We start from the raw sequence: 26547 nt of genomic DNA on the forward strand, positions 1-26547 counted from the left end.
GCGCTGTTCATTTCTTTCTTGTTTGTAGCGCTTGGCAACTTTGGTATATTAGATTCACTTTTCTACTTGAGCGTGTACGTTTCTTGCTTAAGTATCTATTAAGCTACGTGTGGTAGCTATCAATGCCTATGAGCTTTTTAGGTTAGATATCCTCTATGCTCATTTGGGTAATGCTCAGAAGTCATCTTTGATTTGTATAACGGCCATCTAAGTCTGGCGTTATTTTCTTGCTCGCTATGAAATCTAATCGTGTCTACCTGTTGTTGCTTTTGGGAATTATGGCAGCATTCATGCCTGCGCTGCTATTACGTGACTTCAGTGTCGACTTAGAGTTACCTTTCATTGCTTTAGCATTAGAGACTTTAGAGCAAGGCTCCATTTATGCCTTTAATGACTCATCCTTAACCTACGCGCAAAGCTCGCCGGTTTACTTATGGATAGTGATGCTCTCATTAAGCCTGTCAGCACACTATGCCCTGCCGATACTCTTATTTATCTCGCTCCTTTCGTTCCTTGTTATTCTTTCGGCCTTAGATCGTCTTTTGGCCTCAGAGTTTAGACATCAAGAGCGTCTTTTGATTATTGTCGGCATGTGTTCCATGCTGCTTTTAGATGTTGGCGTACTCACAGCTCGCGTTGATATGCTCTTTGCGGCCGTGCAATTGCTCGCATACACCAAGATTATCAAGCGCTATCAGCTCATTCATGACACTGCTGTAGGTCAATTGCGTCCAAAGTTTGGCAATCTGTCCATCCCGCTACTGCTCTTTGCAGGCATCTTTATTACTGGTTTTGATGCTTTAGTAGTGATTATGGTGTCTCTGCTTGCTCTGATGGCTGTGAATAAAGAGATAAAGCGCTTTTTTGAGGTGTTTAGACCTCATTACTTTGTCATTATTCTTTTATGCTCAGGATTAGTCACTCTCTCAATCTATATTGATTGTGGTTCTAGTGGCGTGAGCTTATTTTTCGACAAATTCATCAAGAATCACAGCTTAGTCAATGCATTCATGGGGGCACCAGAGTATTGGAAAGAGCAAGCTCAAGTGGCAGGATCGGCTCTTTCACCACTCTTCATGAGCGCATCTTCAGGTCAGGGCATCCTTGCCGCTTGGCTTACTGGCGATGATTTATTTAGTCTTGGACTAAGACTTTTTGTGCTTTTAAATCTGCCAATTGGTCTGTGCGCTCTGTACTTTATCGTAAGACAGCTCTTTACCCGCAATTGCACTAACTTAAAGATTCGCGCCTGCATTATCTTTGTTTTAGTGTCATCTTTGACCGTAATCTTGCCTAATGCTGAGCATGACTTGTACTTCCTGCCAGCAGCACCACTACTTTACTACTATGTGATTCTTTCTTATCGCAGCATGCAAGAAAAGGCTATGTTGCGTCGTATTTCGCAAAATGTTTTTGATGAGCTTTCGGGCAAGAATCACGAGATAGATGATTTAAACGACGCACAGAATACAACTAAGCAAGAAGGCCCAGTTATCGCCTATGAAGTGAAAACAGGCTCAGCTTTCTTAGCCTCAGCTGAAGACCTCAAGTCTTCATCTGTGCAAATGAGCAAGCCACATATGGCCTCATATGAGACTGACTTTGAGGGCAATGAGCACGATAGCCACACTAAACATGATGTGCTCTTAAAAAATAATAATGATGAGCATAGTACCTCATCTAGCAAGGTCGACTCTTACAAACACTCTAGCGTTGCAAAAGAGGCAAAAGACGCAGATTCAACCGAGATTAAGTCTAGTGCTGAGCATGCATTTAGTGTAGAAAGTGGTAGTGCTTCTTTAGTATTGCTTGATGAGTCAGGCAAGCCAGATGAGAGCGTAATGACCGAGGAACAGCGTGCTGCAGCTCGTCGCGAAGAGAAGAAGCAAAAGGCACGTCTTAAGCAAGATATGCTTGCTCGTGAACAAGAGCTTAAGAATAGAGAGAAGGCCATCTCAGAGGTGGGTAGCGCTGTTCAAAGAGTAGGCGAAATTCAAGTTGAGATGATTAAGAATGCCCCTGATGGATCACAGGCAATGTTACATGCATTGGCTGCGATGCAAGGTGGCAAACGTATTGGTATCGAGATTACTGGTAGCGGTCACTTACTCTTTGGTTTAAGTGCGCGTACTGAGCGCAATCCATTGCCAATTGCTTTAAGTGCTGCGTTGATACTCCCAATGTTTGCTTATGCAGCATTGTTCTTCTTATTCATCACCGATTATGGCAACTTCCCTGTAGCAAATGAGCCAATGATTGGTATTGGCCTTGGCTTCTTAGTCTTTATGTGTCTGCCTGCAGCTATGTTTGTCATCAATAGACTGATGATCTTTGCCATGGCTATGCTCGGTTTAGGTACTCTTGGCTTTGTATTCTTATCATCATTCGCTCTGCCATATGTGAATGCATCCATTGCTATTGGCAAGCAGGCTCAGGCTGTTTCTACACGCATTGATAAGGGCTCATCAAATGTCCTATGCTACTTTGGCAATGGCAAGGCTGCCCCATTCTACGTTTATGACAGTCGTATCATCGTGCGTGCCGATGACTCTAATCTAGAGCTGTGCTTAAAGAATAACTTTAATATCATCATCACCGATGAGCGTCTTAGCAACAATTTGCAGTGGAATGCTTTGCTTGAGCATCAGAAAGTAGTTGATTTTGGCTCTGCTGTATTCGTTCCAGCCAAGCTCAAAAAAGGCTCAAGTGAGACTCTCAACTCATCAACTGACAAGGGCACTCTGCCACTGCGCTCTTCAGCTGAGGGTGCAAGTATCAGCACAGAGGTAGCAGGTAAAGCACGTCTGCAGCTACCTTTGCACGAGGATGCGCCTAAAGCAGAGTAGCAGTCTGACTAGCAGCTCCGCTCCGTGTTGCGCCCACCGTTATCGCATTTGGCACACAACAGTGATAGAGCCTTTTGCTCTACGCCAAGCGCTCGCACCACACGCGCAAGAGCCATCTCTCTATTGCCTCACGTTTTAAGTAAGATTCTTGCGCCCACTAACTAAGGGTGCTATTGCCCAATAATTTAGGCTATAGCTCTTGAGCTGAATAATCGATCATCTCAAAACATCCCCATCCATCATGAACATTCAATCAAATTGCATGAGGCATTTTTGTTGAGGTTAAACATCAACTTCATTTGTTTGGCACTTCCAGCGAGGTGCTTCTTGACAGTCGTTGATAAGGTCTATGCATTCAGTGATACGACGTTCTAGTTCTTTCTCGTTCGCTACTTTAATGCTTTGAAGCAAAATTCTAATAATTTTGGCAAACCATGCTTCAATCATATTTAGCCATGCAGCGTGCTTAGGATTCATAACAAACTCAAAGCGGCTATTCGTACTTTGAATAAATGCCTGAGTTTCTTTTGAGCAGGTGAGTCTATGGCTATCAAGAGCCACCTTTATAAGCTTTTCTTTTGCATATGTCTTATCAAGCAGTTTTAGAAAATCTACAAACTCATAGCTTCTATGATGCTCACGAACAACAGCTGTTACTTTGCCAGAAATGAGATTAATGGCTGCTAGCAGGTATAAGGAGCCATGGCGCTTGATTTCGCTATCTCGTGATGTGGTTAAATGCTGCGCATTTGCTAAGCTGCCTGCATTAGAAGATGAACGTCTTTTAACCAAAGAATCGTCATCATATGAGACGCGGTAATAAGCATCCTTAAGATTATGCTCAATTGCTAGATTGATGGCTTTGTAGAGAACAAGAACATTGTTAACGTTGTCTGTAGAAGAGTCGTCAGTGCGCTCAAGATAGTACTTAATATTTTGAGGTTTTGACTTGTTTAGTATCTTCCAAACCAGTAGATTTTGACACATTACTAAGTTCTGTAAATCCCTTATCTGAACAATGATTTTTTATGTATTCTCTAAGTAGGTTGATACTCCACAGTTCATGCTTGTAGCCTAAATTCTTAGGATTAGTACAAGCAAGCTCGATTACATAGCTCTTTGCATCATCACTAATAGTAATCGGTCTGCCAGAGCGCTCAAGGTCAGCCCAACAAGATGCTATACCATGCTGTAAGTACTTGTTGATAACATTGTGAATAGATTGACGTGAGAGTTTAACTTCGCTAGCGATCTCTGATGGAGTCTTGCCTTCATGAGCAAGCTTAAGAATAGTTGCATTCCTAAATGAGGTATGACTTTGTGCTCTGCCTTTTAGGATAGTTCCTACTTCTGACAACTCATCTTCAGTGAGCTTAATAGTCTTTTTGATTGGACGAGACATGCTAGCAACTCCTCAAAGTCTCCCTGATACGACACCATTACTATGGATCCGCATTAAAGCAACAATCTAATGCAAAGCTGTTTGCTAGTCCTTGGCCTTGTCTTTGGATAGCTTAATTAGAATTATGCTCATTACGGTAACAAAAAGTACGCTAAGAGCCTGACAGAGGTAGGTATAAGGAAGGGTAATGGCGTGTGCAAGGAAACCAATGAGCGCAGGTCCAATCAAAATGCCAGTAAAGCCGATGGTGTTGACTATAGTAACCGAGATATGGGTTGGCACTTCTTTAATGCGTGCAGTGATTGAGACGAGTTGAGGCACAACATTAGATGCTCCAACACCAATAAGTGCAAAGCCTAAGAAAGCGGCGCTGTAGTGAGGAATCACAACCGTTACTATAAAGCCTGCCATGATGAACATTGTGCCAATGATAATGACTTTGCCACGTCCAAATTTAGAAACGACCTTGTCACCAGTTAAGCGGCAGATAGTCATCATGACCGCAAAAGCTGCATAGCCATAGCCTGCATGCTCAAGTGCTAAGCCTCTTTGTGAGTGCAAGAAGACACCTGACCAGTCGAGCATGGATGCCTCAGTCATGAACATGATGAGACACATAATGCCTATGAGTAAAACTGTTGGGTGGGTGTAGTACTTTAAAGTACTGCTCTGTTGACCATGAGATTGCTCTTGCTCGCAGTTTTCTCGCTGTCTGCTTGCGTTCTGTTCACCTTGCGCTAGTTTGCTGCCAGCTTCTTGTTCACAGCTTGTTGCTTGTTCGACACTCTTGCCAATATGTACATTGGTGATGAGATGCTTGCAACCAGCAACAACCAACAAGAGGATGAAGACAGCGGCCATTCCGCCCACTAAGGTGAGGTCAAACTTAATGGATAAAAGGAAAGTTACAGACAGTGAACCTAAGAGGCCGCCCACGCTATAAAGACCATGTAGACCTGACATGATATTGCGCTCAGTTACTTCTTCAACGAGAGCTGCATTGACGTTTGAGACTACATCTATGGTAATGGCAGCTATTCCCATGACAAATAAGATAAAAGCCATTACATAGAGGTTGTAGGTAAAAGGAATGGCTCCGATGCAGGCAGCTGCAGCGATAGCGGCTAAATAAATAGGGCCTCTGCAGCCAAACTTTGAGGTGAAGTAGCCATTTAGCGGCATAGCGACAAAAGAGCCAATACCCACGCACAGCAATAAGAGTCCTAAGGTATGCTCATCTAAGCTAAAGCGATCTTTAACGTATGGGATCATGGGTGCCCAGGCAGCAATAGAGAATCCCGCTGCTAAAAAGGAGAGGCGGTTAGAAAAGATTAGCTTGCGTGCTTGAGCGTCTGAAGTCATCACAAAATTGCCTGTTTAACCAAATACAAAAGCCGCAGCTATACGGCTGCGGCTTTGGAATGTAGCTATAGAGCTACAGCATCATCTTATGCATATGCTGTTGTGCAGCATAGACAAAGCTAGGTGCACTAGAAGATCTCGTCGCCAGAAACGTCTGATGAATCGATACCAGTGTTCTTAACGGAGCTTGAAGCTGAACCCTCGTCGATAATCATCATGCCTGGTACAGAGGCTTCAGTGATTTCACGGTTGGTAGTGTAAACAATACCCCTTGGACGTGGGATTGGGGCCTCAGGTACACCCTCTTGAGCCTTCTTGAAGAAGTCAGCAAAGATAGGAAGTGCGGTAGCACCACCAGACTCTGAGCCCTTGCCAATGGAGTAGCCAAGGTTACGATCGTTATCAAAACCAACCCATGAAGCTACTACTAAGTTGCCATTAAAGCCTGAGAACCAAGCATCATGCACGTTGTTTGTAGTTCCTGTTTTACCGTGTAGGTCAGTACGACCAGTCAAAGTGCCAGCGCGTGAGCCAGTGCCCCAATATGGGCCGTTAATACCGACACCACCGTAGATATTTGACTTCATCAATGAGGCCACAATATAAGCATGACTATGACTTAAGATCTGAGGTGCATACTTGTATGGGCCGCCATCGTGTGCAAGGGAATCCAAGTCAGATAAGGCGGCAACCGATGCTTGTGGACCAGTTAAGTCTTTAGCAGGGTAGTTAATCAGCATGCTGCCGTTTTCATCAACTGGTGCTGCGATAGTGCCAGTAGGCTGCCCATTCTCATCGAGCTTTGGAGGCTTCTTATTGGTGTTATTAATGAGCTCAGCTAAAGCTAAATCACGAGGATTTGGCTGATAGTTCTTCACATACTCAAGCGGAATACCATTTTGAATGATATCTGGCAGATTATGATCAGCAAGTCTTGGATGAGCTTGGTATAGAACCTCACCGTTTTCAAGCTCAATACGGTCGATTAAGTATGGAGTGAGCTTGTAACCGCCATTAGCAAAAGCTGAGAAGGAGGTTGCCATCTGCAGCGGTGTAAGCTCCATAGAGCCTAAGGCCATGGACTCACTTTGCTGGAATGGAGGTACAAAGATATCAAACTTGCGTAAGTGCTTAACTGCATTCTCAACACCCACGTGACGGATGGTACGAATAGCAATAGAGTTCTTACTTCTAGCTAAACCTTCACGTAATGTCATTGGGCCGTCAAAGCGGTTTGGTGAGTTACGTGGCTCCCACCAAGTACGTGAGCCCACATCCCAAGTCTTAATTGGTACGTCTGGGATCACTGAGTTAGTGGAGATACCATAAGCAATCGCTGCTGAGTAAATGAATGGCTTGAAGTTAGAGCCAGTCTGACGTAACAGCTGAGTAGTACGATTAAACTTTGACTTCTCGTAGTCAAAACCGCCAGCCATAGCTCGTACCGCACCATTATGTGGATCTAAAGCAATCAGAGCACTTTCTACATCTGGAAGCTGAGTTAAGGTAATAACCTCATCAGTACGCGCAGGCTGATTCTTGGTAGCTTTGCGGTCTACATAATTTATGAAAGTAAAGACAATGTCACCAGGGAGTAAGAACTCGCTTGGATAAGTAGGCAGAGCGCCTTGGCTGCGATCAGTCTTGAAAGCACGTGCCCAAGACATACCTTCCCAAGTTAATACTTTCTCTGAGCCATTAGGATAGAGAAGCCCCACTTGCTTGTTGGCATCATCAATAACGGTAACTAAGGCAAGATCGATACTCTCATACTTGTCCTCTTTCATGAGGCGATCTAAAAGCTGCTCACGAGACATAGCCTGAATAGCTGCATACTCAGCGCTGCCCTTGAGTAGGTTGCGCTTGTCAATCTCTGCAACTACCTGCTGATAGCTAAGTGGCTTGCCGCTTTGTGCAGCAGATTTTCTTAGGCCTTCACGTGCATCCATGATAATGCCGTTGTTGGCATTTGCATTCAGGCCAGTTTTCTCAGTGGCCTTCTTAGCAGAGCCGCGAATACCACGGGTTGAGTCGTAGATATTGTATAAAGGTCCACGATAGCCATGGCGCTGATCATAGGCAGTTAAATTCTTAAAGATAGCATCATGGGCATAGCGCTGATAATTAGAGTCTACAGTGGTGTAGATCTTAAAGCCCTTGGTATAAGCCTCTTCGCCGTATTTTGCTAATACTGCAATGCGAGCTTCTTCCGCTACATATGGTGCATAGGCCTCAAGTGGGGTTGAGTGGAAGTAGGCCTTAGAAGGAGCGGCATCTGCAATCTCAAATTCTTCGTCAGTAATGAAGCCTAAAGTACGCATACGCTGCAGTACTAAGTGACGACGGTCGCGAGCACGCTCAGGGCTAGTAATTGGGTTTAAGGTAGATGGAGCTTTAGGCAGACCAGCGATAGTTGCAATTTCTGCTAAAGATAGATCCTCTAAGGACTTGCCATAGTAAGTTTGTGCTGCAGCAACTACACCATATGATCTGTGGCCAAGAGCAATCTTGTTTAAGTAGAGCTCAAAGATTTCTTCTTTAGAGAGAACTTGCTCGATACGCCAAGCAATGAAGACTTCTTTAACCTTACGCTCTAAGGTCTTATCACGGGTTAAGAAGAAGTTTCGAGCTACCTGCTGAGTAATAGTAGATGCACCTTGAGAGGCTCCACCTGAGGTTACAGCAACTGCAAGAGCACGTAAGATACCGATAGGATCGATACCTGAGTGTTCATAGAAGCGAGAGTCTTCAATGGCCAGGAAAGCTTGCTGCATCTTTTGAGGGATTTGCTCAAGCTTTACAGGAATACGCTTGTGCTCACCGAACTCACCAATTAGCTTGCCATCACTGGTGTAGATCTTCATTGGGGTTTCAAAAGTAACCTGCTTTAACTCGTCGACGTCAGGAAGTTCCTCGAGAGTCGAGTAGTAGGCAGCAGCAACCACGCCGCCTGATAAGGCAGCGCCCAACAACATTGCCCAAAGTCCATAACGCATTAGCTTAAAGGCTTTATCTAACACCGTATTGCTCCTGAGTTAAGAAAACCTGAATCGAACATTCTAACAAATTACTGACATCATCTAACACTTGCAATTTTTGTTCTAGCTATAAAAGGGCCTATTTACCTCATTTTTGGTCTTAACTTTCTCATCATAAGATACCAACGATCTCTTAGCACTAGCTTTAGATCTGCAAAGCTTACAGTGCATTTATTAAGCATAAAGATGGGGCAAATGCTTCTAAACAGAGCAAGTGTCTAGCTGTAGTGCTTTTAGTTGGCCAATGTCTTAATAATCAGGCACAATGAGTTGATAGCTTGAGACAATCAAAGAGGCAATGTGTATAGTATTTTGCACAAGTAGCGCCTTTGCTGTCTCGTAGTTTGCTATGCCACTTGTTGGTGTTGCTAATGTTAAGGAGAGTTTGTCTGATGTGTAGTGATCACAAGGCTGTGTTTCTTGTTGGGCCGATGGGCGCAGGAAAGTCGACAATTGGACGACAGCTATCGCAGCGCTTTGAGGGCGGCTTTGTTGATTTAGACAACTACATTGTCAAAGTTGCAGGTAAGTCCATTCCAGATATCTTTGAGCAAGATGGTGAGGCTTACTTTAGACAACTTGAGCATGACTGCTTGGAGGCAGTACTCACCGGAGTATCTACACGTTTAACGCAAGAGCAAATACCCAATCCTCTCCCTGCAATTGTGGCAGGCGGAGGTGGCGTAGCCATGCGTGAGGATAACCGTCAGTTAATTAGCGACCACTCTTTATGTATTTACCTGTACTTAGATGTAGACAAGCAGTACGAGCGAGTTAACGGCGATAGCAATCGTCCTATGATTAAAGTGGATGATGTTAAAGAGCGACTTAATAAGCTTTTTGTCTCACGAGACCCACAATACCGTGAGATAGCTGATATCGTTCTTGATAGCTCAGGCTCGCTTAAGGATTTAGTGCGTCGCACTGTCCACTCAATTAAGCTACGTAAGCTGCCAGGCTTAAAGCTAAAGAATAATAACGAACATACCAACTAAGTAATATAGGCATGCCGTAAGCTAAATCAAAATCATGCGCCGATGCCTAAAGCTCACGCTCAAGCTCAAGCTCAAGCTCAAGCAAAAGCTAGAGCAAGAGCTCAAGCATAATGCTATGCAGCTTTGCAGATGCTAAGCTTATGTGGCTTTGCCAATGCTAAGTTGTTGCGCGGGCGCTGAGTGATGTAGGCTTAAGCTTGTGTGTAAGAAAAATTAGATCAGGAGCATTCATGGAAAAGGTACATATCGCTTTAGATGAAAACTCATATGACATTTTCATCGGTCATGGTCTTGATAGCGCTGCCATAATTAAAGATGCTTTGCCAAAGACTAAGGATCTTTTGATTGTCAGCAATGAGACTATTGCTCCTTTGTATATTAAAAAGCTTGAAGATGCGCTGACCTCAGTTGGTTTTCGCACTAAGAGCTGCATTTTAAAAGACGGCGAAAACTATAAGAACATCGATAGCTATATGCAAATTATGACTGCGTTGCTTGAAGATGGCTTTGGTCGAGACTGTGCCTTAGTTGCTCTAGGCGGCGGTGTCATTGGAGATATGACTGGTTTTGCTGCAGCTACTTATCAGCGCGGCGTGGACTTTGTACAGATTCCAACCACCTTGCTCTCATTAGTTGATTCTTCAGTGGGCGGTAAGACAGCAGTAAATCATCCACTTGGCAAGAACATGATTGGAGCATTCCATCAGCCAAAGGTGGTGGTAGCTGACCTTGATTATTTAAAGACCTTACCTGAGCGAGAGATTGCAGCTGGTATGGCTGAGGTCATTAAGTATGGCGTTATCTTTGATCATGAGTTCTTTAAGTATCTTGAAGATGCTCAAGATACAGAAGCTTTAGATCTTGCTTATGTAGTTAAGCGCTGCTGTGAGCTTAAGGCCTCTGTAGTTTCACAAGATGAAAAAGAGCGTGGCTTACGTGCTCTGCTTAACTATGGCCATACATTTGGTCATGCCATTGAAGTTGGTATGGGCTTTGGAACCTATCTGCATGGTGAGGCCGTTGCTGTGGGTATGCTCATTGCCGCTTTTGTTTCTAACAAAACTAACAAGGGCTTAAGTGAGGAGGATGTGTCCCGTATTCAGGCCATCTTACCTAAGTACAAGTTGCCATATGTATCTCCTGATAAGCTTACAGGTGAGGACTACATCAAGTTCATGCGTCATGACAAGAAGGTAAAAGCAGGCGTCATTAACTATGTCATTCCAAAAGCCATTGGTGAGGCTTATGTAGCAAAAGATCTTGCTGATGACACCATCATTAAACTCATTGAGGAGTTTAAGCAGCGCTTTAACTAGAGTTTTTAACAAATAGGCGTTTCGCCTATTTGTTAAAAGAAATGTAAAAGTGTATCCACACGCTTCTTTCCAACTTTGATTGGCTTCTTGAGTGGAGAGATTGCCATAGAGACTTGTCTAAGATGGTCAGCTAGGATTGTAGAGTTATTTATAATCAATCCCGTATCAATCCCGTATTTATCCAATAGTGCTGTAAGCTCATCTGAATAGGCAATTGCTGGTTTTTCTAAGCTTGCATCAGCCTTAATATCTTTAAGTGCAGCAATCACGTAGTCTCGGTCTGCAGTGTCAGGAATATCTTCCTTAAGCAAAGACGATATCTTGCTGGCCACTTTTGCTACGCTCTTTGCTGAACTACTACCTTTTAGTTCTGGGCACGGCTTAATCATTGTTTGAAGGTATGAAAGCTCAATAAAGCGCTGCTGCGTATGGCCGTACATAAACTTCACAATGCCCATGTATACAGACTGAATAGATTCGCTGTTATCAAAGTTGCATACCTGTAACAACTCACTTTTGTAGCGACTTAGTATGAAGTGACTGAGTCCGTACTCAACAAATGCTGATGCTTGCTCTGAGGTGATCTTCTTTGGAATAAGTCCCTTTTCAGGATCAATTGTCCCGACGTACTCTTGAATAAGAACAGGGTAAGACTTCTCTGGCACCCTCTTAGATGAAATCTTAAAGAGCTGATAAGCACCACGAACTAATCTTACGTCGTAACCCTTTGTTTTATAAGGTTTAGCAAAGTCTGGTAAATCTTCTTTTTTCATGTGTGTATTACAGCTCAATACTACTTAAGGGAAGAACATATTGTACTCAATGTAAGAACAAGTTGTGTATTTATGAAGAGTTGTGGAGGAGCGGTGTGTTATAGCAAGCTCTAAGGAAAAGGGTTGGAAATGGCATGTTGAATGGTTAAATCAGTATTATTTCTTGCGATACTGTTACATTGGTATCATTAGACCTTTGGTATCTTGGCCTACTTGCGTTAAAATTGAGTATTTGCGATAAGTAGGATGATGCATAGCTGTGCCGTCATATGCCTAAATAGGCATCAAACACGTTTTCAATAGCGTTTAGATAAGTACTTTCTTATAAGAGATACTGTCTATAAGCTCTATGGTTGACGCTAAGATGTGGCAGCACAATGTGACTGAAGAGAGGATGGTTGCACATGGATATCGAAGCACTGGCATCTTTGGAAAGCCAAAAGAGATTCTGCAATGAACTTGTAGAGATGGCCGTCAAAGAAGAAAGCTTCATTCTGCTCTCAGGTGAAACCGGTTCAGGTCGTACTGTTGTTTGCGAACAGTTGGTAAATGAAACTGACGCTAAGATGCGTGCTGTCTTTATCCCATGTCATAAGGACATGCAAATTCAGCGTCTGCGTGAGCTTTTTTTGCAACAGCTTATTCCATCTGGCAAGTACGATTATGATCTAAATCTGCCTGATATCCTGTCATCAGTACATATTCCGTACAATCACAAGATTCTTGTAGTAGTTGATGATATCGATACCGTTGTATCATCGTTCTACAATGAGCTGTTGGCTTTACATCAGCAGTTTGCAGGTCAAGGTCGCTTCTCCTTTGTGCTTGTTTGTCAGCCGCTATGGGCTGATGAAAAAGCCGCACGACCTGTGGGTAATGTAGATGTTTCTGTTATGGAGATTCCTGCATTATCATTAAAAGAAGCAGGTATACTGTCACGACATCTGTTTGCTGTTCAAAATGCTATGCGCATTTATAACAGCATCAAGAATAAGCTGCCTGAAGCTCTTAGCAATGCTGATGGCAACATGAGCAAAATCATTGCAATAACGGAGAAATTAATGAAAGATCCGACTAGTCCGCAGGTCAGCAATGACAGAATGCGTAAAGCAGGTAAGGACGCAGCTGCCAAGCCAAAGAAGAAGAGCAGCTCAGTAGGCATCTTTGTCACAGTAGTGTGCATTGTTATTGTGTTTGCCTGCCTTATCCCAATTTTCTTTGGTGGCTCATTCTTTGGCTCTGATGATTCAGGCAAGAGCGCAACCAAGTCTCAAGTTGCCAATGGTGATGCATTAGTATTCAACGACGATGAAAAGCTCCAGGCTGATGGTGGTTTACTGCCAGATGCTGTTCCAGGTGGCGTTGATGCTGAGATTGTTAAGAAGGAAACTGAGCATTCAGTTACCTTATCTGGCAAAGAGCTAGAGCAAATTGAAGGCGGAGCTAACAACTCCGGATATCCCAGGGGAATGGGAGGATCTGTAAATCAAGCTACTGCTCAGGTCCCTGTACTGCGTCGTTCTGACAACTTTAACCACATTAAAGCAGGTAGCGGCTCAGCTACTACTGCTATTGATGTACCTCCAGTAAGTCAGATGCCTGGACCAGTGCCTCAGCAGATGCCACAGCAAATGGCTCAGCAGAGACCACAGCAAATGGCCCAGCAAATGCCTCAGCAGCTTGCTCAGCCTCAGGTAGCTCCAAAGCCAATGGTGCAGCCACAAAATCAAGTTGCACAGGGCATTGCACGCGATAGCGCTGCTTTAGAAGCTGCAGCTCAAAAGAAGCTTAAGGCTGATCGCGAGGCTGCAGCCAAGGCTCAAGCCCAAGCCCAAGCTCAGGCTAATGCTCAAAATCAAACTGCTCAAGCTCAAAAGCCAGCTGCTCCTGCTGCTCCAAAGCCTGTTGTGCCACAGCGTCAGCCACTCAAGGCTGGTCAGGTGATTTCACTTGCTGATGAACAACGTCAGTTAAAGCAGTTACAAGCGGCTCAGGCTCAAGCAAGTCGTCCAGCTGCACAAAACACCGCTGCTTCAGCTGAGAGCAAGGCTAAGATTGGTGCCTTAAATGGCAATCACTGGACTGTGCAGATTGTTTCTGCATCTAACCGTGCTAACGTTGCTGCCGCCGCTCGTGGTTTAACTACTCCTTGGTGGATTGTTGATAGCTCCCGTAATGGCAGACCATGGTACATCTTAATTTCAGGTGACTATGCAACCAGAGAAGAGGCTATTGCAGCATCTAGAAATATTCCGCTGTCAGTTTCACAAGGCGCTACTCCTTTTGCTAAGCGCATTAGTGAAGCTAAAGCCGAATTACGTTAATCAGTTAAAGCAGTTAGGCAGATGTTGACTCTAAGTAAGTCTTATAAGCTTAAAAACAAAGCTCATCGTGTTTGACTGTACTTAAAGCCCTGATCGAAAAAGGCTTATATATGCCTAATTCGATCGGGGCTTTTGCCTATTCACAGTGCCTAGAACTTAGGCTTTACCCACTTTCTATAGCAGCATCATCTTCAATCTATGTAATTTAGATGTTACTGCTGTGTTCAATACTTAGATTTTGAGAATTATGGATAAGAAGCATCTCATCGCTGGCTCTATTCTGTCTGCTGATTTACTTGACTTAGGTAATGACATTCAAAAGGCCTTAGACGTAGGTACTGACATCATTCACTTTGATGTTATGGACTACCACTTTGTGCAGAACCTTACCTTCGGTCCAGATCTGTTAAAGCAGATCCGTGCCCGCTTTACCGATGCCATCTTAGATGTGCACTTAATGGTTGAGCCAATCAATGAAAAGGTTTTAGGCGATTATGCTAAGGCCGGTGCCTCCATGATCTCTTTCCACCCAGAGGCAACTCCTCACGTTGATCGCTACTTATCTTTCATTCGTGAGCAGGGCTGTAAGGCTGGCTTAGTATTAAACCCAGGTACCGATACCTCAGTATTAAGATACTTATGGGAGCGCTTAGATTTCGTTTTAGTTATGAGCGTTAACCCAGGCTTTGGTGGTCAGAAGCTAATTCCTGCTATGATGGAAAAAATCAAGGAAGTTAAGGCTATGGCTGCAGCTGCTGGTGCTAATATTCAGATCGAAGTAGACGGCGGTGTTGCTCCAAACACCATTCGTGCTTGTGCTGATGCCGGTGCTGAAATGTTCGTAGTTGGCTCAGCATTATTTGGCAAAGACGACATTGCTAAGGCTATGTCTGATCTGCGTGCTGCCTTAGCCTAAATTATAGGCATCGCTAAGTCACGCTATGAGCGTCTATGTCAGGCCGCGCTGTGGCCCTGAGATGTAACACTAGGCTATGGCCTTTCTTAGATAGGGCTGCAGCCTCCTTTATGTCCCGACCCCTTTTGCCCAGCTAGCCTTAGGCAAAGGGCTAGGCCATAAGCTAATTACTAGGCTATAGCGCCTCTTTTGTTGTATGTACTTAAGCGCCGAAAAGCATAGTATGCTTGATGTAGTGCTGTTAGATGTGGAATAAGAAGATGCAATTGACGCATAAACCAAAGGCTTTGCTCTTTGATTTAGATGGAACTTTAGCCCACACTCTGCCGCAGTTATCGATTGCGGCATCCAAGGTTGCCCAAAAGCTTGGAGTAAATACTCCAAGCGCTGAGCTGATGGCTTCTTATGTTGGTAATGGTGTGGCTATGCTCTTAGGTCGCATCATTTTAGGCCGTCACGATATCACTATCGATGAGGTGCCTGAAGACAAGTTAAAAGAGGCAAAAGCTCTGTTTGAGGTGTACTATACCGAAGGCTTACATGAAAACTTTGAGGTATATGCAGGCGTAAAAGAGGGCATTGCGTACTTTCATAGCATTGGCATCAAATTAGGTGTGGTGACCAACAAGCCACATGTATTTGCTGAGCCTTTGATTAAGTACATGGGTTTAGATAAGTACATGGGCGCGGTTTTAGGTGGTGAAGTGCTCTCAGAGCGTAAGCCAAATCCAGCACCACTGTACTATGTGCTTGAAAAGCTAGGTGTGGATGCAAAAGACGCTGCTATGGTAGGTGATTCCATCAATGACGTGCGTGCTGGTGAAAATGCCTCCATGCCAACCATTGCCTTTACTTATGGCTATGATGGTGGCTACGACCTCAAGACAGACTGCTCTCCAGACTATCTGTTTGACTCATTTGTACAGCTTACTGAGCTTATAAAGAGCCTGCCAGACGCTTCTTAAAGAGTAGCAGCACTTTGGGGCATAAAGTGCCCACAGATTTCGTTAAGTCATACTGCATTGACGGTAGAGATTGCGACCACAAGGGGCGTGATATTGGGGCAGTATGATGTTATGTACCGTCAGATAAATCAGGAACTTTATTACTATGTCTAAGGATATTATCTTTTCGGGCATTCAGCCTTCAGGAGAACTGTCAATCGGTAATTACGTCGGATCTCTGCGTAACTGGGTTCCGATGCAGGACAAGGCTGACTGTATCTACTGCGTAGTAGATGAGCATGCCATTACCGTACGTCAGGATCCTAAGGTGCTGCGTGAAAATACCATGAGCACTTTAGCTATCTTCCTTGCTTGCGGCATTGATCCTGATAAGTCAATTATCTTCCTGCAGTCCCACGTTCCAGCTCACTGTAAGCTCGGCTGGATCTTAAACTGCTACACCCAGGTGGGTGAGCTTAGCCGTATGACTCAGTACAAGGACAAGTCTAAGCGTTACTCTAACAATGTAACAGCTGGTCTGTTCAACTACCCAGTATTAATGGCTGCTGACATTCTGCTGTACAAGGCAAACTTAGTTCCTGTTGGTGACGATCAGCTGCAGCACATTGAGCTGACCCGTGACATCGCTGAGCGCTTCAATGGCATTTACGGTGAGACTTTTGTAATGCCTAAGGGCTTTACTCCAAAGGCTGGTGCTCGCGTGATGTCACTGCAAGACCCAACTAAGAAGATGTCTAAGTCTGATGATAATCCTAAGAACGTTATCCGTATCTTAGAAGAGCCTAAGTCCATCTTAAAGAAGATTAAGTCAGCTGTTACCGACTCAGAGGATCCGCCTTCAATTAAGTTTGATCGCGAGAATAAGCCAGGTGTATCTAACTTACTTGAGCTTATGTCTGCTGCAACTGGCAAGGAAATTCCTGAGTTAGTTGCTCACTTTGAAGGTTCCATGTACGGTAACTTCAAGGCAGAGGTAGGCGAGGCTGTAGTTGCTATGCTCGAGCCTATTCAGAAGCGCTACCATGAGATTCGCTCTGATGAGGCCTATATGCATGAGGTCTTTAAGAAGGGCGCTGAGCGTGCCTCCGAGCGTGCTGAGAAGACCTTAAAGGAAGTTTACGAGAAGATCGGCTACTACGTATTGTAGTTCAGAGCAAGAGCTCTTCTTACGTAAAGCAAAAAAAGCCACGGGTATCTGATGATACTGCGTGGCTTTTTTATATCCTAAGATCATGCCCTTGAAAATTTGCACCATGCATGACTCTTTTCAAGGACAATTAATTGGGCGCGATTTGCTCAAAGGCGCTAGAGTTTAAGCTCTTGTGCTTTGGAGTGCTTTGCGCTTGCGTTTTGCGTTCAGCTTAGTCGTTGACGTTAAAGCGCATGGCCATAGCATCGCCTGGCTCGGAGGCAATAGCGTAGTCTTGAACTACTAAGCGGCCAGAGGCGATGGTGTCACGGACACGGCCTTTGAAGCGTTGACCAAGCATTGGTGACCAGCCACATAAGGATGCAATGTCCTTTTGCTCTACTATAAAGCTCTCACCTGGGTCAAATACAACTAAGTCAGCGTAGTAGCCTTCCTTGATGGTACCGCGCTTTTCAATACCAAAGCGCTCAGCAACATTGCAAGTTGCAGCCTTGATACCCTCTTCAAGAGAAATCTCGCCGCGCTTAGAAAGCTCAAAGATGACGCTTAAGCTGTACTGAACTGATGGCAGACCAGAGGCAACATTGAGGTAGTTCTCTGAGGTCTTAACCGCTAACTCGTGAGGAGCGTGGTCAGTACCAATAGTAGAGATTAAGCCTTTTCTTAAGCCTGCTAATAAAGCACGACGGTCGCGCTCGTATTTAACGGATGGGTTGCACTTTAAGAAGCCCTTGAGGCGGTCATAATCACCCTCGTTAAAGAACATGTGAGGAATACATACTTCACCGGTGACCTGACGTGAGTGCAGAGGGCCGCTAGCAAACTCTCTCATCATCTCAACTTCTTCAGCGGTGCTTAAGTGAGCAATATGCAATCTAGCACCAGCCTCTTTTGCGGCCTCAATAGCCAGTGCTGATGACTTAATGCAGCAGTCGCGGCTACGGATGATTGGGTGCATATTAAATGGAATATGATCACCGTACATCTCTTTGGCTAAAGCTGTATTGGCATTAATGATGGCGTTGTCTTCACAGTGGGTGGCAACTAAGGTTGGAGATGCCTTGAACATCTTAACTAAGGCAGACTCACCTTCGAGTAATAAGCCGCCAGTAGTTGAACCCATGTAGATCTTCACACCTGCGATCTCATGAGGATCAGCGCGTTTTACTTCCTCAAGATTCTTATCGCTTGCGCCTAAGTAGAAAGCGTAGTTAACGTAGCTATCTTTCTTGGCAATATCCTTTTTGCCATTGAGAGCGTCCATGGAGACAGTTGGTGGATTGGTATTAGGCATATCCATAAAGGAGGTAACACCACCTAAGGCAGCGGCTGCTGACTCAGTCTTGATGGTAGCCTTCTTTTCCATACCTGGCTGTCTGAAGTGAACGTGGGCATCAATAAGGCCTGGGAGCACCAACATGCCATGACAGTCGATGACCTTAGCACCGTCGGTATTTACTTGTGGATCTATCTTGGCAATTAAGCGATCTTCAATCAGAACTTCAGTTCGTTTAAAGCCTGATTCACACATGACAGTAGCATTCTTCAACGCAATCTTAGACATGGGGCCTCCGTCGATCTTGAATAAAACACACCACAAGCAAAAAGAGGCAAGCCTCAATAAGTCTCATGATGTTTTGCTTATGCTAAAGCTAGGCTCAAATTAAGTATCTCACTTAACTGCTATGCCTTGCTGCAACTAAAATTAGCTACAAGCTTGTGAGCTCATCATAATGTTATACCACTATTCTTAGACTTTGGGGCTAAAGCGCCGCATCTATAACAAATTTTATCTAGCAAGCTTGGCAAGATATTGCTGAACAAATACTGCATGCTGCCGTTAAACGCAGCAAGTTAGGCATTATTAGCAGATACAGCATGCTGACATTAGAAAGATGCTTTGCCTTTGAGCATGAGCACTTTAAGGTGTGCAGGTTAATGGCTTGCAAAGCTTTATTTGCATTGGCGAAGCTGCCAATGATGTAAGCTTGTACTTGTAGAGTGACTATTTTTTGGGGCTTATCATGCAAAATCGGCTTGTTTTTCATCGTTTTAGGCATGATTTGTGGTAATTTGATGTATTGTTGCTGTTCTCATGCACAAAGTAATCACGAGCCGTATTTATGTTTTAGTGTGTAACTAAAGTTGGTGTGTTGGTTTTGTCTGAGGCACAACATAACAGAGCCTTGATGCTTGTCTTATGGATAAGCAAAGTCTTGTATTAGGTTGGATATGCTCGTTTCCTATGTTTGACTGCTTGTTCAGGTATGAGCATGAAGAACCAAGCTCAATTTTTGTTTTGCTTGGTCAATACAGTAGTGAGATTTAAGTGTAATGGACAGATTTGACGAACTGGTAGAACCACGTTTTACGATTAAAGATGTGGTAATTCATGAGAAGAAGCGCCTGTTTGAAAAGCATTTTGCTATGGATTTATATCGCGTTTCTTACAAGAAGTTCAATGGTGCAACTACCAAGATTTTCGATCGTGAGATCTTTGAACGCGGTACTGATGCTGTAGCCATTTTGCCATTCGATCCAGTTACTCAAGAGGTCGTGCTGATTGAGCAGTTCAGACCTGGTGCACTTAAAGATAAAGTCTCACCATGGCTTATAGAGATCGTAGCCGGCATGATTGATCTTGGTGAGAGCGAGATTGAGTCAGCTGTACGTGAGTTACAAGAGGAATCAGGTCTTATCGTTAAGCCATCTGATCTGCATTATGTAAATGCAGTCTACCCAAGCCCAGGCGGTTGTTCAGAGAAAGTAACTATCTATATTGGCCGCATTAGTGCCAATCACCTCCTCTCCCATGGCGGCTTAGATAGTGAAGGTGAAGATATTCGTGTATTCAAGCTTCCTGTTAAGAATGCTTTTGAATGCTGCCGCAATGGTCGTATCAATAATGCTCCAGCCCTCTTAGCTTTGCAGCATTTACAGATTTACTACGATGAGATTCGCGCAGAGTTCTTAAAAGACTGTGAGCAAAACCAAGATTGCCATTCGGCACCTCAGATGATGGATGGCATGTAGTTAAGTACAAATAGCTAAAGCGTTCAGAGCCGTTACTTTGGCAAAGGGGCGCTTGTGAGCGCTTTTTAGCCGTATCTTCATTTTAGACGTTTCAATGCTAATGATTTTGTATCAAATGAAAAGCCAGAGGAAACATAGCTTTTTTGATTATAGATGGTATGCATTGACAGTTAGTTTGAGTAAAGATACGTAGAGCTTTTGTGTTTAAGGCCTTATGCACACTGAAAAGTGTGAGTGTGGCCATGTTTTAACATTTGCTCAAGTCAAGTTAACTTTGCCATGCTGTATAGTAGAGCGCTTTGATAGGCTAAGTACCTTATGCTCTTAGTACTCAAGAGTGTGACCAAGGACTTAAATCTACAAAAAAGTTAGCCTTTGATTTTCTAGACTGCAAAATCTGTTATCTATTGCACTGTTTCAAAGGTCAATTGTGAATAACATACTGCATAGTTATGGCCTGTGCCCATAATGTATGCGAGCTTTGTGGAGTTGCGGGCGAAAGCTTCAATATGCCTAAGTGGTATGTTATGCGTGCTTATCTTGAGCAGTAGTGCTCATCAAAGCGACTTATGTTGAATACAACTTGAGTTGAGTCTATGTAGTGGTGCCTTATGGATACTTATGATCTTCAAATAAAGAGTGCGGAGGGGCAGCTGAGTGTATTGCAGCTTACCGATCCACATCTATTTGCTGAAGAATCAGGTACCTTACTTGGTGTTCATACCGCACAATCATTCAAGGCGGTATTAGAGTCTATTCTCAATCAAAACCTCCACTTTGACTGTGTCATTGTGTCAGGTGATATCTCTCAAGACTATTCTGTCAGCTCCTACCAACGTTTTGCTCATGCTGTATCAGTGCTAGAGCGCCCAGTATTCTTTGTGCCTGGCAATCACGATGACGGTCCATTAATGTATCGCATCCTAAGTGACTATGGTGTTAATACTCAGCGTTGCTTAATTGCAGATAAATGGCAATTCGTTTTCTTAAACTCTGAGGTCTATTCTGTGCCTCACGGTTGGGTAGAGCGCCACGAATTAAACTATTTACGCGATAGAATTGAAGAGCGTCCTGACTTAAATACTGTCGTGGTAGTGCATCACTTACCACGTCACGTCAACAGCCGCTGGCTCGATACTCAGACCATGCACAACCAAGATGAGTTCAACTCATTTATCTGTAATTTCCCACAGGTTAAGCTCGTGCTATCTGGTCACGTCCATCAAGAGTACGACCAAATCTTCAATAACATCCGCTATATCGCCTCTCCATCAACTTCCATTCAGTTTGAGCCATACTCTCATGATTTTGCGCTTGATCTGAAAGGCCCTGGTTGGCGCTACTTACAATTTGACCGTTCAGGCAACATCAACACTCAAGTGTTCCGTCTGCCAGAGGGACGCTTTATCCCTGACACTAGCTTCACCGGCTATTAAGCTTAAGCTAAAGCTCATGCCAAACCTCTTATCTCTCATGTACTAAGCTAGCTCTATAGCTTGGTTATGCATGCCATGCACCATCAATTTGGGCATCCATCCTCTCAATAATGCCGGCCCTTGAGATATCTTTTTAAGCAATTCGTACCTTTATAAAGCTTGATAGTTAGCTGCTATCTCAAAGATCCAGATAGTTAGATGTTATCTAAAGGAGCTGTATAGATAGCGGCTATATCAAAGATCCAGATAGCTAGCTGTTATCCAAAAGAGCTGTATAGCTAGAGGCTATATCAAAGAGCCGTGCGCACCAACATGCAACGCTTTTGTGCTGCCCTTTAGATATGCAAGATATAAGAGTAGTATGTGTTTATTAGTACTAAGCTAGTGACAAGCAGGATGCGGCATGACTCATTTATTTTATATTCATGGCTTTTTATCAGGTCCAAATGCTGTAAAGGCCACCATGCTCAAAGAGTATTTAAAAGAGCATAATTTAGGCGCAAGCTTTGATATGCATAGCCCTGATTACCCTGATCCTCCTGAGGAGGCTTATAACTATCTGTGCGGCTACTTTGATCGCGTGTTTGAAGAGTACAAAAGTGATGATGTCTGTTTAATTGGCAGCTCCATGGGGGGCTTCTTTAGTACACTCATGGCTCAAAGACATGGTTGCAAGGCAGTACTCTTAAACCCATGTGTTCATCCTCAAAATTACTTTAAGGCTCTGATTGGCCCGCAGTTTAATAGCAGCACCAATCGTAACTTTGAGCTAAAAAGTGAGATGATTGATGTACTCAAAAGCTTAGATGCCTCAGTTAAAGTAGAGCCCAAGAAAACTTATGTCATCATTGGTGATCAAGACGAGGTCTTGGATTATTCTTTTGCCCTCGAGCTTTATAAAGACTGTCATATCGACATCATCAAGGGTGAAGATCATGCCTTCACTCATGACTTTGCCAGTCTCATCAAGCCAATCTTAGATTACGCAGCAAGCTAGACACTCTCACGACCAGCACCAGGATCACTTGCATTACCATGCTAACTAGTCAGTACTGCACGCACTAGCAAAGCCGTGCTAACTAGTCAGCACTACGCTCTCATGGATGCCTTTGCAGAGCATGAGAGCATGCTCTTGAACTAGGCCATAGGATGGGCTCTTACATGGGCATGAGTTTCATGAGGTCGAGTAGCATATCTAAGAATCAGCTAAGGATGGCAACATACAATAGCCTTAGTTTCGCTTTATGCGATCATTAATGTCAGCAAAAAGGAAAGGACAATGCGCATTTTATTAGTAGAAGACGATGAGATGATCGGTCGTTCAGTTGCGGATAACTTAGCATCTGATGCTTATGCCGTTGATTGGATGCGTAATGGACAGGATGCTCTTGAGGCTCCTTTTGCTGATGACTTTGACTGCTGCCTTTTAGATTTAGGTCTGCCAAAGGTAGATGGCATTCAGGTGTTAGAGTACTGGCGTAAAAATAATCTCAAGACTCCAGTAATCATCTTAACTGCACGTGATGATGTGGCTGACCGTGTGTTAGGTTTAGATAAGGGTGCAGACGATTATTTAGTTAAGCCTTTTGCTATGTCAGAGCTACTGGCTCGTATTCGTGCTGCTACTCGTCGTCGTGAAAGTGCCTCTGCTGACGGCTCTATTACTTACGGTGACCTGACTCTAAATCCGCTTAACTATGAGATGCGTATTCGTAATGCCGATGGTACTGAGCGCGTTGAGGTTCTCACTGGCCGTGAGTTCTCATTATGTGAGGCTTTAATGTCCCGTGCAGGTACTGTACTCTCTCGTGACATGATCGAAAGCCGTATCTACGGTTGGGATGAAGATATTGACTCTAACGCTCTTGAGTACATTATTTACACTCTGCGTCGTAAGATCGGTGCTCAGTACATCAAGAACATTCGCGGTGTAGGTTGGAAGATGAACAAGGTTGAGTCTTGGGTTGATCCAGAGAAAAAAGACGCCAAATAGTTCACACCACATCATTAAAGCTGCAGCTTTAACTCTCTTGCAACTTTTGATAACACCCCTCTTTTGTATAGCTGCCAGCCACAAGGCAAGGCAGTTACACGCCACATTGGTTGTTTTGCATGCATCAGTCTGACGAAAAGAAACCAACTTCTTTGGAAAACACCCCAAGTGAAGTCTCTGCGGCCAAAGCAGAGGAGGCTTCGTCACACGTACACGCAAGCACTGATGCAAAAGCTGATGCAGACACACAGTCAGCTGCAGTTGCAGCTACTAATATAGACTCGAATGCAACTACAGCTACTAATGCAGATGCTAAAACCGACCTGACTGCACACGCAGCTGCAGCAGCAAATGCTCACGCAACTGTAGCAATAAATGCTGACGCAACTGCAGCTACCAATGCTCACGCGAATGCAAAAGCGGATGCAGATGCAGATGCCAAGCAAGCTCAAGAGGTAGCAAGTGCAAATTCTAGTGCCGCAGATGGGGTAAGTAGCGGCAAAGAGAGTTCCAAGGAGAATAGTAAGGCAAGTGAAAGAGCACGTCGCCGCCGTAGACGTCGTCTTGGCTTTACTCGTTCGCTGCAGTTTAGAATCACAGTTATCTTCGCCATTGTAGGTTTGATTACTACTGCTTGTATGGGCGTTATGTCCTATATGAGGGTGTATGACACTACTCAAGAGTTCGTGGACGAAGAACTCTCGCAGATTGCATCTGTTGCCATTAACTATCGCATGATAATTCCACGTCGTTGGGAAGCACCAAGACGCAATCATGAGCGTGTGCTGCGCATGATGAGTAATGGCCGTCAGATTACTATTGAGTACTCAACTAGCGGTAGACCATATATTCGTGAGCAATACTATAAAGATGGTGCCGCAGCCGATGGTAAAAATGTAAGACCACGTAATGATGGCATGGGTGCTCGTGGTCAGGATGATGAGTTCTTACCATCGATTTCAGACTTACATCGTTTTAAGTACGACATTATCATCGCGCCACTATTCGGTCGTCCTGGTGATGCACTTTATATCCCATCAGGCGCTAATGACGGCTTCTATACTCTGTTAGTTGCAGATCAGCGCGTGCGTGCCTTCATTTCAACAAACTCCTCTGGTCAGCGCTTTGTGGTAGCTCGTCCATTAAGTTCGATTGATACCATTACAAAACAGGCCCTGATGAACTCTATCTATCAGTTCTTGGGCATTAACTTAGTCTTCATTCCGCTGCTCATCATCTCAGTAAAGATGATGTTTATTACGCTTAATAAGATTGCACGACTGCTCTATCGCCGTAGCGAGGATGATTTAAGTCCAATCATTCCAGATAACCACAAAGGCTTTGTGCCATCTGAGCTTGATGGTTTTATTTTGGCGTTAAATAAGCTCTTTAGTAAGGTTGATGAGGGTATTCAGTCCAAACGTCGCTTTATTGCTGATGCGGCCCATGAGATGCGTACTCCGCTGACTGCCTTATCACTGCAAGCAGAGTCTTTGGAAAAAGAAGATCTCTCACCAAGTGCTAGAGCAAAAGTGGAGCGTTTAAAAGAGGGTATCTCACGTGAGCGTGAGCTCATGACAGCCTTGCTCACATTAGCGCGTGAACAAAATAAGAACACCTTAGTGCATGAGACTATCGATGTCTTTGAGCTGTACTTAAAGTTAATTGATGAGCAAGAAGTGCTAGCCGATCGTAAGTTCATTGACTTAGGAGTTGAGGGCGAGGCGCACTATAAGATTGTGACAGATAGAATGCGTTTGACTCGCATTATGTCCAACCTCTTGTCTAATGCTATCAAGTACACCCCTGAAGGTGGTCGTATCGATATGATGGCTAACTGCTTAAGTGACGGTAGATTAGAGCTCATTGTGCAAGATGACGGCCCTGGTATTCCACCAGAGCAAATGGAGCATATATTAGAGCCTTTCTATCGTGTGCATGGTGATCGCTCAGAGCAGGTTGGTACAGGCTTAGGTCTTGCCATTGTTAAGGCAAGCGCTGACTCAATCAACGCCAAGCTGAGCTTTAAGAATGCTACACCACATGGACTGATTGCCTCTGTGATACTGCCGCCTTTAAATGATGACAGTAACAAGGTAGTCGACAAGGAGCGTCTGCTGCTATCCAACGTTAAAAAGCGCTAGCAAATGCGTAGCGCTCTATGATCGCTAGCAATAGCGTAGCGTTTGGGTATTGAGTTTGTAGCCTAGCCATTTGAGTTGGCACTAAAAAAGCCGCTGTGGTATGACCAGAGCGGCTTTTTTAGCTTTTAGATAAGCATCAAAGCTAGCTTGAGACTAGTCTAATGGCTTGATGTCCTTGATAGCTTGCTCAAAGCTCTTTTGAGTTGGCTCAGAGGTAAGGCCATATTCCCAAGTAATTACACCACCCATGTTGAAGACTTTCTTATAGCCAGCGTTTGACATGTGGTACATGGCAAGACCAGAGCGACGACCAGAGCGGCAGTAGAGCAGTACTGGGGTGTCATTTTCTTTAAGTAATGGCAGCTTCTCATCATCAAGCAGGCCATCTAATGGGATGTTGTATGCGCCTACAATATGTCCTTGTGCATATTCTTCAGGAGTACGCACGTCAATAACAATTGCTGCGCCCTTTTCAATGATAGCGTTAGCCTTGTTCTGCTTTAGGTCAGCTGGTGATTTGTCAAATGAAAAACCTGAAAGAAGATCATCGCTGGCAATTGCGGTGAAAGATGGAAACATTAAAGCTGCTCCGATAGTAAATACTTGTAATAGCCTTTTCATGAGAACAAGTCCTAAAAATCTATTGTGTGAAGCTAGTGCAGATAAACATCGAACGGGTCATAGCAAAGTAATATAGACCATCATAGCTGCAACACACAAAAATTTTTGAATATACTGACATTGGGGAGTTGCCTAAGTAATTAAGAAACAGCCTATTAATCGCATTCAATATGAAAACAGGATGCTCGAATAGTATGTATTTTAAGTATGTAATGGTAACGTTCTGCGCTCAA

General features: G+C 44.0%; 19 protein-coding genes. 12 read left to right on the forward strand and 7 right to left on the reverse strand.

From position 1 onward, the window contains the following. The first annotated feature begins 278 nt into the window (after nucleotides 1-278). On the forward strand, nucleotides 279-2846 hold the full coding sequence (locus RDO37_RS10380) for a hypothetical protein (protein ID WP_308499029.1): 2568 nt from the start codon (nucleotides 279-281) through the stop codon (nucleotides 2844-2846). Between the two features lie 282 nt (nucleotides 2847-3128). Here the strand turns inward: RDO37_RS10380 and RDO37_RS10385 are convergent, their stop codons facing one another. The 4 genes from RDO37_RS10385 to RDO37_RS10400 form a co-directional block, all read right to left on the reverse strand. Then, entirely contained in the window at nucleotides 3129-3833 is a 705-nt protein-coding gene (locus RDO37_RS10385) for a transposase (RefSeq protein WP_308499030.1), read from the reverse strand. Then, the gene (locus tag RDO37_RS10390; RefSeq protein WP_308499031.1) at nucleotides 3775-4248 is read right to left on the reverse strand and encodes a helix-turn-helix domain-containing protein; all 474 of its coding nucleotides are present in this window, start codon (nucleotides 4246-4248) and stop codon (nucleotides 3775-3777) included. Before RDO37_RS10390 ends, RDO37_RS10385 begins: the two co-directional genes overlap by 59 nt. A gap of 84 nt (nucleotides 4249-4332) precedes the next feature. Beyond that, on the reverse strand, nucleotides 4333-5610 hold the full coding sequence (locus tag RDO37_RS10395) for an MFS transporter (RefSeq protein WP_308499043.1): 1278 nt from the start codon (nucleotides 5608-5610) through the stop codon (nucleotides 4333-4335). A gap of 128 nt (nucleotides 5611-5738) precedes the next feature. Beyond that, entirely contained in the window at nucleotides 5739-8630 is a 2892-nt protein-coding gene (locus tag RDO37_RS10400; protein WP_308499032.1) for a transglycosylase domain-containing protein, read from the reverse strand. Between the two features lie 410 nt (nucleotides 8631-9040). On the opposite strand from RDO37_RS10400, the gene RDO37_RS10405 reads away from it, so the two are divergent. Together RDO37_RS10405 and aroB are read left to right on the forward strand one after the other, a co-directional pair. Beyond that, nucleotides 9041-9643: a shikimate kinase gene (locus RDO37_RS10405; RefSeq protein ID WP_308499033.1), complete on the forward strand. Its 603-nt coding sequence runs from the start codon at nucleotides 9041-9043 to the stop codon at nucleotides 9641-9643. Nucleotides 9644-9873: 230 nt separating this feature from the next. Beyond that, nucleotides 9874-10959 carry a 3-dehydroquinate synthase gene (aroB, locus tag RDO37_RS10410; protein WP_308499034.1) on the forward strand — a complete coding sequence of 362 codons (1086 nt, stop codon included), beginning with the start codon at nucleotides 9874-9876 and terminating at the stop codon, nucleotides 10957-10959. A 32-nt stretch (nucleotides 10960-10991) separates the two neighbouring features. On the opposite strand, the gene RDO37_RS10415 is transcribed toward aroB, so the two are convergent. Then, entirely contained in the window at nucleotides 10992-11732 is a 741-nt protein-coding gene (locus RDO37_RS10415; RefSeq protein ID WP_308499035.1) for a hypothetical protein, read from the reverse strand. A 404-nt stretch (nucleotides 11733-12136) separates the two neighbouring features. Between RDO37_RS10415 and RDO37_RS10420 the strand changes: the two genes are divergently transcribed. The 4 genes from RDO37_RS10420 (at nucleotide 12137) to trpS (ending at nucleotide 17084) form a co-directional block, all read left to right on the forward strand. Continuing rightward, a complete protein-coding gene (locus RDO37_RS10420) occupies nucleotides 12137-14056 on the forward strand; it encodes an AAA family ATPase (RefSeq protein ID WP_308499036.1) in 1920 nt (639 codons plus the stop codon). 247 nt (nucleotides 14057-14303) lie between these two features. Next, nucleotides 14304-14972 (forward strand): ribulose-phosphate 3-epimerase, encoded by a 669-nt coding sequence (rpe, locus tag RDO37_RS10425; protein ID WP_044122017.1) that lies wholly within the window; start codon nucleotides 14304-14306, stop codon nucleotides 14970-14972. A gap of 260 nt (nucleotides 14973-15232) precedes the next feature. Beyond that, the gene (locus RDO37_RS10430) at nucleotides 15233-15937 is read left to right on the forward strand and encodes an HAD-IA family hydrolase (protein ID WP_308499037.1); all 705 of its coding nucleotides are present in this window, start codon (nucleotides 15233-15235) and stop codon (nucleotides 15935-15937) included. A gap of 145 nt (nucleotides 15938-16082) precedes the next feature. Beyond that, a complete protein-coding gene (gene trpS / locus RDO37_RS10435) occupies nucleotides 16083-17084 on the forward strand; it encodes a tryptophan--tRNA ligase (protein ID WP_273323826.1) in 1002 nt (333 codons plus the stop codon). 214 nt (nucleotides 17085-17298) lie between these two features. On the opposite strand, the gene RDO37_RS10440 is transcribed toward trpS, so the two are convergent. Beyond that, nucleotides 17299-18651, reverse strand: coding sequence for an amidohydrolase family protein (locus RDO37_RS10440; protein ID WP_308499038.1), 1353 nt, complete (start codon nucleotides 18649-18651; stop codon nucleotides 17299-17301). A gap of 770 nt (nucleotides 18652-19421) precedes the next feature. Between RDO37_RS10440 and RDO37_RS10445 the strand changes: the two genes are divergently transcribed. The 5 genes from RDO37_RS10445 to RDO37_RS10465 all read left to right on the forward strand — a co-directional run bounded on the left by RDO37_RS10445 (nucleotide 19422) and on the right by RDO37_RS10465 (nucleotide 25693). After that, on the forward strand, nucleotides 19422-20120 hold the full coding sequence (locus RDO37_RS10445; RefSeq protein WP_308499039.1) for an NUDIX domain-containing protein: 699 nt from the start codon (nucleotides 19422-19424) through the stop codon (nucleotides 20118-20120). Nucleotides 20121-20731: 611 nt separating this feature from the next. Further along, the gene (gene cpdA, locus RDO37_RS10450) at nucleotides 20732-21556 is read left to right on the forward strand and encodes a 3',5'-cyclic-AMP phosphodiesterase (RefSeq protein ID WP_027940147.1); all 825 of its coding nucleotides are present in this window, start codon (nucleotides 20732-20734) and stop codon (nucleotides 21554-21556) included. A gap of 403 nt (nucleotides 21557-21959) precedes the next feature. Next, on the forward strand, nucleotides 21960-22553 hold the full coding sequence (locus RDO37_RS10455) for a YqiA/YcfP family alpha/beta fold hydrolase (protein ID WP_308499040.1): 594 nt from the start codon (nucleotides 21960-21962) through the stop codon (nucleotides 22551-22553). Nucleotides 22554-22835: 282 nt separating this feature from the next. Beyond that, on the forward strand, nucleotides 22836-23549 hold the full coding sequence (locus RDO37_RS10460) for a response regulator transcription factor (RefSeq protein WP_027940149.1): 714 nt from the start codon (nucleotides 22836-22838) through the stop codon (nucleotides 23547-23549). A 119-nt stretch (nucleotides 23550-23668) separates the two neighbouring features. Continuing rightward, complete coding sequence (locus tag RDO37_RS10465; RefSeq protein WP_308499041.1) at nucleotides 23669-25693, forward strand: HAMP domain-containing sensor histidine kinase; 2025 nt, start codon at nucleotides 23669-23671, stop codon at nucleotides 25691-25693. A 153-nt stretch (nucleotides 25694-25846) separates the two neighbouring features. Here the strand turns inward: RDO37_RS10465 and RDO37_RS10470 are convergent, their stop codons facing one another. Then, entirely contained in the window at nucleotides 25847-26314 is a 468-nt protein-coding gene (locus tag RDO37_RS10470; RefSeq protein WP_308499042.1) for a rhodanese-like domain-containing protein, read from the reverse strand. Between the last annotated feature and the right edge of the window lie 233 nt (nucleotides 26315-26547).

This window comes from uncultured Anaerobiospirillum sp. (assembly GCF_902485895.1).
GTDB lineage: Bacteria > Pseudomonadota > Gammaproteobacteria > Enterobacterales > Succinivibrionaceae > Anaerobiospirillum > Anaerobiospirillum succiniciproducens.